General features: G+C 61.3%; 7 protein-coding genes. 2 read left to right on the top strand and 5 right to left on the bottom strand.

From position 1 onward, the window contains the following. Positions 1-63: 63 nt before the first annotated feature. The 4 genes from ABW043_RS11370 to ABW043_RS11385 all read right to left on the bottom strand — a co-directional run bounded on the left by ABW043_RS11370 (position 64) and on the right by ABW043_RS11385 (position 4,316). A complete protein-coding gene (locus ABW043_RS11370; protein WP_353921320.1) occupies positions 64-540 on the bottom strand; it encodes a hypothetical protein in 477 nt (158 codons plus the stop codon). After that, complete coding sequence (locus ABW043_RS11375) at positions 540-2,681, bottom strand: autotransporter domain-containing protein (RefSeq protein WP_353921321.1); 2,142 nt, start codon at positions 2,679-2,681, stop codon at positions 540-542. Before ABW043_RS11375 ends, ABW043_RS11370 begins: the two co-directional genes overlap by 1 nt. A gap of 121 nt (positions 2,682-2,802) precedes the next feature. Continuing rightward, complete coding sequence (locus tag ABW043_RS11380; protein WP_353921322.1) at positions 2,803-3,771, bottom strand: AraC family transcriptional regulator; 969 nt, start codon at positions 3,769-3,771, stop codon at positions 2,803-2,805. A gap of 245 nt (positions 3,772-4,016) precedes the next feature. Continuing rightward, complete coding sequence (locus ABW043_RS11385) at positions 4,017-4,316, bottom strand: PRC-barrel domain-containing protein (RefSeq protein ID WP_353921323.1); 300 nt, start codon at positions 4,314-4,316, stop codon at positions 4,017-4,019. 202 nt (positions 4,317-4,518) lie between these two features. Here ABW043_RS11385 and ABW043_RS11390 point away from each other — a divergent pair, with 202 nt between their 5' ends. Beyond that, entirely contained in the window at positions 4,519-5,922 is a 1,404-nt protein-coding gene (locus ABW043_RS11390; protein ID WP_353921324.1) for an HD-GYP domain-containing protein, read from the top strand. Positions 5,923-6,280: 358 nt separating this feature from the next. Beyond that, complete coding sequence (gene uvrB / locus ABW043_RS11395) at positions 6,281-8,656, top strand: excinuclease ABC subunit UvrB (protein WP_353921326.1); 2,376 nt, start codon at positions 6,281-6,283, stop codon at positions 8,654-8,656. A 432-nt stretch (positions 8,657-9,088) separates the two neighbouring features. Here uvrB and ABW043_RS11400 read toward each other — a convergent pair. After that, positions 9,089-9,925, bottom strand: an 837-nt coding sequence (locus ABW043_RS11400; RefSeq protein ID WP_353921325.1) for a hypothetical protein, incomplete at its 5' end; no start/stop codon positions are given.

Below are 9,925 nucleotides of genomic sequence, written 5' to 3' on the forward strand. Positions count from 1 at the left end.
CGCTGAATAGGCAAAAGGGCCGCCCGCAGCATTCTGCGTGGCGGCCCACATCCAGAGAGGCCGCTACTCTCCGAATTCTCCAAAGAACAGCGCATGGAGCCGTCCTTCCAGCGGCCGCACCGCCTCGGCATGAACAGCACCCTGTTCCCGCGTCGCCCGTGCCTCGGCGATCAGCCCTTCCACATGCTCGCGCATCATCGCCTTCTGATCGTCCGGCAGCGCCGAACCTTCGAGCATCGCCAAGGGCTCTTCAAAGATCGCGTCAAACTGATCCTGCGGGATAACGGCCATATAGCCGCTCGCCACCGCATCGTAAGCGACCACCCAGCTCGCCCGATCAAACCCCGCCGCCGGGATCAGATTGCCGCTCAGCGCGTCGTAATCAAAGAAGATCTCGGCCGCATCAGCGACCATCCCCTCGCCCGTTTCCGCCGCCAGTTGCTCCACCACAGTCACGACGGCCTCGGCCTCATCAGCCGTCAATGCCATGGCCGGCGTCACCATCAGCAGGCTTGCTGCCAGCAAAATCCCAAACCTCATCAGAACGCTCCCTTGATGCCGGCCGAAAGGGCCACGCTCGGATCGCGCCCATTCGTCGCCAGGTGCACCGACCCTGACAACGCCACCGCATCATTGATCTTGTGATCGAGCTCCAGCCCCAACCGGCCCCAGGTCTGCCCATAAGTCCCGCCGCCTAGCGAGAAGGCGAACAACCCATCCACCTGCCCCACCGCGGACGCCGCCGTCCCGGTGCGATGCGCCAATTCCAGCGTCGTGCTCAACTTCGTCTGGCTCGAAAACTCGGTCACCGCCGTCACACCAACGCGAATGTCCGTATGCCCAAGATTCTGCGCCGCAAATCGCGCCGGAAACGGCCCGCCGCTTTCGCTGTACCCATCCACATGCAAGGCCCCAAAAGCCACCGAAGCCCATGGATTGATGCTGGTATTGCCGACCTTGGCCGCTTCCAGCCAGTCCGCCCGCACCCGCACCACGCCGCCCGTCGCATTGGTCTGCCCGCTCGACACCGCCGTCGCCGCGCCATTGGAATAGGCGCGGTCGATCTTGGCTTGCCAACCGCCGAGCATGCCGGTGACCGACAGCAGCAGCGGCGTACCATCCGGCTGCCAGTCCATTTCGCCCAGCACATATTGGCCAACCATGTTCGCCGCCCCGCCCAGCGACAGCGCCTGCCACGAAGCCGTGGTACCCACCGCCCCGCCAAGCCGCACCGATCCGCCCGCCAGATCGACGCAAGCGCCAGCCTCGGCCAGCGCCAGGTTCGCCCCGCTCTGGCCGTGGTGGGCAAAATCTCCCGTCGCCCAGGCGCACATGTCACCCGACAGGCTCGGCGTCAGCATCAGCGGCCGGTGATGCGCCCCATTCATCGGCAACCAGGTGAGAAATTCACCCGCATTGGCGATACCCGCCGCGCCATAGAGCGTGGCATTGTACTCGGCGACATCCATCAGGCCGCTTCCCGGAGCGGGATTGGGCCCAGGCCCCTGTCTAGCCGCCACCCGAGCGATATAGGGCACGCGCTCCCCATCGGCGTTCCACATGCTGCCGGCCACGACGCTGCCGTCCTGGTTCGTCGCGCTGGCCTCCGCCAGGGTCACGTCCACCGCAACGCCTGCGGCCCGCAGCCAATCGGCCACGGAAATCATTTCGGTGTCCTCCGCCCAGCGGTAAGCGATGTATTCTGCGCTGGCCGTCTCTGCACTGCCCACGACAACAGCACCATCGCCGGAAACCGCCGAGGCCCAGCTACTGTCGCCACCAAGCGTCCCAAGGTCGTGCAGCGCACCGCCGCCATAGCCGCCGGTGCTGCCTTCCACCCACCGAAAGGCTCGCGAATGGCCGCCGTCCGCCAACGCCTGGTCGGCATAGCCGACGATCACCTTGCCATCGTCTGAAATATCTTCCGGATTGATCGTCCCGCCACCCAACGAGCCTATGTCGATGTGCGTCACGGCACCGTTTTCTATGTCACTGACATCGTAGCGATATGCTCGCCATACGCTTAGGCCATCCACCTCGTACGCCGTGACATAGCGCGCGTCTCCAGAAATGCCGCCTATGCCGATGGAGCTGATTGTGCCGCTGACGGTAGGCAATTCGTGCATTTGCGGATTCGAGACAACGCCAGTCGTCGCGTCCTTTATCCAGACATAGCCACGGTCCCGGAAGTCGCTGCGCCGCGCGAGGCCCGCAATGACATTCCCGTCGCTCGACACATCATAGGCCCAGCTTCGGCTGCCACCGAGCGAGCCGATATATTCCAGCCCGCCACTCTCCGTCCATCGGAACGCCCCTGGCGCCAGATTGAAGAACGAATGCCCAACAGCCACGCCACCATCGAACGACAGCCCCGTGACATAGGAACTCGCGCCGATATCGCTGCCAAGATCGAGCACATTGCCGCTCGCATCCCATCGCGCCGCCCGAAAAATACCCGGGCCGGGGTTCAGCGCTGCACCGGCCACATAGGCACCATTGCCGCTCATGGCCCAGATGCGATAGCCGTCCACAAGTCCCGGCGTGTGCGGAAAATAGTCAATCCGGTCCTGCGCCTCCGCCTTCGGAACCATGACCAGCGCCGTGGTTGCCATCAGCGCCCCTGCCAGCAGCCACCGGCCCCTGACCTGCCGTTTCCGTGTCCCAAAAGCGCGCACCGCCATGAATCTCTCCCAGAAGCAAAAAGCCGGTCCTTGCGAACCGGCTTTGGCAATTAGGGGACTGATTTCTTCAGCTCAACGCGAGCGCCTTGCGATCAAAACCATTGCCGTAATGCATAACGGCTCAGACCTCTTCCTCGCCCCGCTTCCACGCGCCCGGCGTCACGCCGAAGCGTCGACGAAAGGCCGTCACGAAATTGCTGACCTGCGCATAGCCAAGTTCCCAGGCCAGTTGCTTGAGCGGCAGCGGCGTTCCCTCGTTCAAGGCATCGCGCGCCGCATCGAGCCGGGCATCGCGCAAAAACGCGAAGACCGTCGTGCCATAGAGTTGGCGGAAGCCGCGATTGAGCCGCTTGGGCGAAAGACCGACATCCCTCGCCAGCGCATCGAGATCGGGCGGCTGCCGCAGGTCGAACAACAACCGGTCATGCGCCATGCGCACCTTCGCCAGATCGCGCGGCGGCAGGGTCTCGTCGTCCCGGTTAGAGCGCTCGAGCACACTGAACTGATGCGCCAGGAATTCCAGCGCCTTGGCCTGCCGGAAGATATGGTTCATCGGTCCGCGAAAGGCTGGCCGCAGCAGCTCCTGCGCCACAAGACGCAATTTCGCCGGCAAGGTCGCCATGCCTAGGACATCGTCCTTGCCCCGGTCCAGCGTCTCCCTGAACAGCTCCGGCAGATTGGAATCCCCGCCCACCAGCTCCATCGCTTCCGGCTCAAGCCGCAACGATACCGCCCGCCAGCCCCGCTGCGCGTCGATCTCGTAGCGGGCGCGCCGCTCGACCGGCGTCATCACATAGGCCCGCCCGTCCTCGCGCCACGTTTCGTCGCCACACCCTTCAAGGCTTGCAACGCCCCGGCTCGTCAGGATGGCGCCGAGAATAAGCCGGCCACGGCTCGGCTCCCCGGCCTCAACCTCGATGTTGAACTGGCAATCGGGCGTAGCCTCGCTTCGATAGAGCCAGAGACCCGGCAATACCTGGGTCTCCTCCAGATAGGCCTTGGCCGCCCCATATCGAAAGCTCAACCGCTCCCGCTCATTGAAATCCGCGACATGGCTATGTCGTCCGCTCGTAAACAACCAGTCCGTCATCCGCGTCCCTCGGAAGCAAGCCCGGAAAGCTAGAAGAAACCCCAAGCTTGTCAAATCACCAGCATTATGCGCGCCGGACCACAATACATGGGGGAACAGTAAATGAGCATCGCGTACCAGTTTAGCCCCTGCTCCTGGCCTGCAACCGTCACCGTTTCGGGGTGTCAGCCCCAAACTGAAGCCGAGGAACCACGCAAACAAAAGGCCCGGTCATGCCGGGCCTTCATTTCATCGACTATACTTGCCTAGTGCCGCGGATGTTCCGGCAGCTCTTTCAGCTCGTCCTTCGTCCACGATGTCATGGCATGTATCTCACCGCCTTCGTCGCGCATGAAGTCCAGTTCATGTAACGGCAGCGCAACGGGTTTGGCGCCGATCCCGAGAAATCCGCCGACATCGACAACCGCCGTGCTGTCCATGCCAACGCCGTCGATGTGATCGACAGTGCCGACCTTTTCGTCATCGACACCGTAAATGGTCGCGCCTTCAAGCAGTGCCGGAACAAGCTCTGTGCTGGAAAGGCGTACGTGATGGCTGTGATCCATGGTCTTTCTCCTTTCATGTCCCTCAGAAACCGCCAGCGACCCCGCTCCGTTCCGTCGCGCGCAATCACAAAGCCGAGGTTTGTTAACCTTCAGTCATTTTTGCGTCCTACGGCTCGTCTCAACGGCCCCAATACCCCGCGACATCAGGGTTTTGCTTAAACATTGCCCCCTATGATCCCTCATAAATAAGGGGGTCATAGGCATGAAGGACGTCGTCCATCTCTCGGAAGTCGTGGGAGCGCTCAGCTACGCCCTGGACCTCACCGAGGGCCAGCCGATTGGTCATAGCCTGCGTTGCTGCTGGATCGGCATGCACATCGGCAAGCGGCTGGGCCTGTCCGAAGCATCCCTGTCCGACCTCTATTACACGCTTCTCCTCAAGGACATCGGCTGCAGCTCCAACGCCGCTCGCATCTGCAAGCTCTACCTCGCCGACGACCTGAGTTTCAAAGGCTCCTACAAGCTCATCGACAACAAGCTTCCCGAGGTCCTGCGGTTTCTGCTCGCCAACACGGCACGGAAATCCGGCTTCGTTGAACGCCTGCAGACCATGATCAACGTCGCGCGCAGCAGCGGCGAAATCGCCCGCGAACTGATCGAGACGCGCTGCCAGCGCGGCGCCGATATCGTGCGCAACATGCATTTCTCTGAGGCCGTCGCCCACGGCATCCTCGATCTCGACGAACACTGGGATGGCTCCGGCCAACCGCTGCAGCGCCGCGGCCGCGACATCTCCCTCTTCGCCCGCATCGCCCTGATCTCACAGGTGGTCGACGTCTTCTTCATGCGTGGCGGCGCACCCGCCGCAGTCGCCGAAGTGAAGAGCCGCTCCGGTCGCTGGTTCGATCCGGAACTGGTCTCCATCGTCTCCACCCTGGAAAGCGACGCCTTCTTCTGGCTTCCCCTCCTCGCCAATGATCTGCCCGATCGCGTTGCCGATCTCGAACCGCAAACCCTCGTGCGCTCGGTCGATGAAGACTATCTCGACGACATCGCCGCCGGCTTCGCCCAGGTGGTCGACGCAAAAAGCCCCTTCACCGCTGGACACAGCGATCGCGTTTCCCTCTTTGCTGATCTCATCGCCGAAGAGCTTGGCTGCGATGCCGAACACCGCCGCTGGCTCAAGCGCGCCGCCCTTCTCCACGATATCGGCAAGCTCGGCGTTTCCAATTCCGTCCTCGACAAGAATGGTCCGCTCGACGAAGACGAATGGGAGCAGGTCCGCAGCCACTCGCAGCTCGGCCGCATCATTCTCTCCAAGATCAGCGCCTTCCGCTCCATGGCCCGCATCGCCGGCGACCACCATGAGCGGCTCGACCGCAAGGGTTACCCCTTCGGCATCGGGGCTGCCGAGATCGACCGCGACACCCGCATCGTCACGGCCGCCGATATTTTCGACGCCCTTACCGCCGACCGGCCCTATCGCAAGGCCATGTCGGTCCCCATCGCCTTCGAAACCATGGAACGCGGCGTCGGCACGGCCATTGACCCGGAAATTTTCGCTGCCCTGAAACGCGGCTTTGCGCGCATCAATGGCATCGTGGAGGAACCTGCCCCCGCAGACGATGCCGACGCCAAGCCCGATGCCACCGCCAACGCGGCCTGAGGCCCGTTCCCTTTCCGTTCACAACATGTTAATGGCTGCTCTTCGTTTCCCTGCTGACATTGCGTGACAGGACACCCATCTTAGGGTTCTCCTGCCCCACCTGTTCTGCTGAAGAAGAGCCCGCGCCATGGCCCCCAAGACGACTCGCCCCGGCAAAGCCGAATTTTCCATCGACGAGTTCTTCGCCGAGATCGAAAAGGCCGAGGACATTCAGGCGTCCAAGCCGCTTTATGCCGAGCGCATGAAGAACAAGCGCGCCCTCGACCGCGCCGATGCGGCCGAGAAGGAAGCTGCTGCTCCCAAAACCGCCCTCGAAAAGCGCCGCACCACCAAGTCGAGCCACGACACGGCCACCGGCATGGCGGCCAAGGCCGGCAAGACCAAGATCAATTCCGTCGACCGCGTCGACTTCGACGGCATGGGCGAAGCCCCGCAAGCTGGCTTCAACCACATGCCGAGCAAGGCCGTCACCGCACGCGACATCTCCCGCGCCGCCGCTGCCGACCCCGAAGCCCAGGCCAAGCTCCGCGAAGCCCTCGACGCCTCGGTAAAGAAGAACAAGGCCCGAAAAGGCGAGTCCCTCGAAAACGCCACCACCGTCGGCATCACCGCCACGGTGAAGGCGCTCGAACAGATCATTCTTCACGGTCGCAAGGAAGTGGAAGGCTCCTCTCCCTGGGTGCCCCACCGTCCCGAGCGCCCCGAAAAGCTCGAAGGCGGCCGCGCCTTCAAGCTCCAGACCGACTACACCCCCGCCGGCGACCAGCCCACCGCTATTGCCGACATCGTCGAAGGCATTTCCAACGGCGAGACCGACCAGGTCCTCCTCGGCGTCACTGGCTCGGGCAAGACCTTCACCGTCGCCCAGACCATCATGCGCACCCAGCGCCCGGCGCTGATCCTTGCGCCCAACAAGACCCTCGCCGCCCAGCTCTATGGCGAGTTCAAGCACTTCTTCCCGGAAAACGCCGTCGAATATTTCGTGTCCTACTACGACTACTACCAGCCGGAAGCCTACGTTCCGCGCACGGACACCTATATCGAGAAGGAATCCACCATCAACGAGCAGATCGACCGCATGCGCCACTCGGCGACGCGGGCGCTGATGGAGCGCGACGACGTCATCATCGTCGCCTCGGTGTCGTGCATTTACGGCATCGGCTCGGTGGAAGGCTATTCCGCCATGATCATCGACGTGCACCAGGGCGAGAGCATCGACCAGCGCGAAATGCTGCAAAAGCTCGTCGCCCTGCAATACAAGCGCAACGAGCAGTCCTTCACCCGCGGCACCTTCCGCGTCCGCGGCGACACCGTCGAAATCTTCCCGTCCCACTATGAAGACGCCGCCTGGCGCGTTTCCCTCTTCGGCAATCAGATCGAAAAGATCGTCGAATTCGATCCGCTGACCGGAAAAACCATCGGCGAGCGCAAGTTCATCCGCATCTATGCGAACTCGCACCACGTCACCCCCCGCGCCACCACCACCGGCGCCATCAAGATGATCCGCGACGAACTCGCCGCACGCCTCCAGGAACTCAACGGCGGCGGCCGCTTCCTCGAAGCCCAGCGCCTCGAACAGCGCACCCTCTTCGATCTCGAAATGATGGAAGCCACCGGCTCCTGCGCCGGCATCGAAAACTATTCGCGCTACTTCTCCGGCCGCCGCCCCGGCGAGCCACCTCCGACCCTCTTCGAATACCTGCCCGATAATGCCCTCGTCTTCGTCGACGAATCCCACGTCACCATCGGCCAGCTCGGCGCCATGTATCGCGGCGACCTTCGCCGCAAGGCGACCCTCGCCGAATACGGCTTCCGCCTGCCAAGCTGCATGGACAACCGCCCCCTCCGCTTTGAGGAGTGGAACGCCATGCGCCCGCAATCGGTCTATGTCTCGGCGACCCCCGGCTCATGGGAAATGGAACAGGCCGGCGGCGTCTTTGCCGAACAGGTCATCCGCCCCACCGGCCTCATCGATCCCCCCGTCGAAATCCGCCCCGCCACCCATCAGGTGGACGACGTCATCGACGAGATCCGCCAGACCATCAACAAGGGCTACCGCACCCTCTGCACGGTGCTCACCAAGAAGATGGCCGAAGACCTCACCGAATACATGCACGAGCAGGGTATTCGCGTGCGCTACATGCACTCCGATGTCGACACCATCGAGCGCATCGAGATCATCAGGGATCTCCGCCTCGGCGCCTTCGACGTGCTGGTGGGCATCAACCTCCTGCGCGAAGGCCTCGACATCCCAGAATGCGGCCTCGTCGCCATTCTCGACGCCGACAAGGAAGGCTTCCTCCGCTCCGAAACCAGTCTCATCCAGACCATCGGTCGCGCCGCGCGTAACGTCGATGGCCGCGTGATCCTCTATGCCGACAAGGAAACCGGCTCCATGGAGCGGGCCCTCGCCGAAACCACCCGCCGCCGCGAAAAGCAGATCGCCTACAACGTCGAACACGGCATCACGCCCCAGAGCGTCAAAGCCCGCATCAACGACATCGTCGACAGCGTCTATGAAAAAGACCACGTCACGGTCAGCATCGGAAAAGGCAAGGACGGCAAGGAGAAGGTCGTCACCGGCGACAACCTCGCGACGGTCATCAAGGACCTCGAACGCGAGATGCGCGAAGCCGCGACGAACCTGGAGTTCGAGAAGGCGGCGAGACTGCGCGACGAGGTCAAGCGACTGCGGGAGATGGAGCTGGATACGTTGTCGGGGGAAGTGGATTAACTTGTCACCACACGGCTAACGCACGCAGATTGTCACCCCGGCGAAGGCCTGGAGGACATCAGGTGGTTGCCAGCACCATCCAGTCACTAACCCGCATAGCGGCGAAGTCTCTCCAGTGGAGAGGTTTCAGAAGAGAAGTCCACGGGAGCTACGCTCGAGTGGTCGGCCAAGGCTCAGAGACGAGGGCAAACACCAACGAGAGATGTAGCTGGACACGTTGTCGGTGGTAGTAAACTGAGCCGATCCTTCGAATTTTCGGCGCTTCGAACAGTCCAACCGGCGAATCGCTCCGTGTAAAACTATTTAACGTGAGAAGGCGATGACTTAGGCTCAAATAGCCAGCTAGGATGTGCAATTACGTCAAGCGCCTGCCCAACTAGATACGCAGTTACGCAATGGCGCTTTCTACGACCGCTGGGGCACCAATATTCTTCAAGGCTGCAATTCGGAATCAATTCGCGCGCGCATCTTGTCACGCAATATCTTCGGCTCGACCTCATCAATAAGGCACGCGTAGACTCGGATGTGCCGTTTTACAGCGGCATGAAATTTAGAAGTTAAGGTTCCCAAATCCTCGTCGATGTCGACCCCCACTCGTTTGCCGTCAGAATCGCGCTCAACTCTAATTCGTTGTCCCGACTCCTTTCCTTTCATCAAGCGGAATGTGGTGTCCCAAATAAACCACCTTTCATCGGGAAGACCAAACTCAGAAAACACCTTCTGCGCCACCTCACGCACCGAGGTGATTTTGTTCGAGAACTCATCGGCGTGGCTTTTTTCCTCGCCACTAATATATTCCGATGAATATACCAATTTTGGGGCCCTGCGCTCAAATATGCACCTAAGATATAAGAGAACATTCGCCTTTTCTGAATTTTCTGAAATCGACGCCTTATATTCACGCATGCGCTCATAAAGACGCTGGTCGTCAAAGTATTGCCATTCTCGATTGGCGATTTTTTCAACAAGAGTTGCCCGACGCAAGTCGAGCGCCCCGTCCTTATGCATCGAAGTTAACACTATTTTCAGTGCCTCTTCGAAACCAACAACAGCTTTATCAAATGGCAGTTGCGCATAGTCATAGGAACGAGACATCAAAAAATGGTCGGCAGGACCTACAGCCTTTGCTCGAACGCAAGGCGTTTCTTCATCGTCCAATGTGATATTGTCGACCAAATAGTTTACATCGACGCCCCCGTATGGAAGGCCAGCGTGCAACGCTGTTCGTCGAAGATAATCCAAGCGATCGCAGTCCAAATCAGAACTGAG

This window comes from Devosia sp., from assembly GCF_040509215.1.
In the GTDB taxonomy this organism is placed as follows: domain Bacteria; phylum Pseudomonadota; class Alphaproteobacteria; order Rhizobiales; family Devosiaceae; genus Devosia.

Coding starts and splice junctions, on each gene's coding strand:
- ABW043_RS11370 (WP_353921320.1), bottom strand. CDS start 540: ATGAGGTTTGGGATTTTGCTGGCAGCAAGCCTGCTGATGGTGACGCCG.
- ABW043_RS11375 (WP_353921321.1), bottom strand. CDS start 2,681: ATGGCGGTGCGCGCTTTTGGGACACGGAAACGGCAGGTCAGGGGCCGG.
- ABW043_RS11380 (WP_353921322.1), bottom strand. CDS start 3,771: ATGACGGACTGGTTGTTTACGAGCGGACGACATAGCCATGTCGCGGAT.
- ABW043_RS11385 (WP_353921323.1), bottom strand. CDS start 4,316: ATGGATCACAGCCATCACGTACGCCTTTCCAGCACAGAGCTTGTTCCG.
- ABW043_RS11390 (WP_353921324.1), top strand. CDS start 4,519: ATGAAGGACGTCGTCCATCTCTCGGAAGTCGTGGGAGCGCTCAGCTAC.
- uvrB (WP_353921326.1), top strand. CDS start 6,281: ATGGCGGCCAAGGCCGGCAAGACCAAGATCAATTCCGTCGACCGCGTC.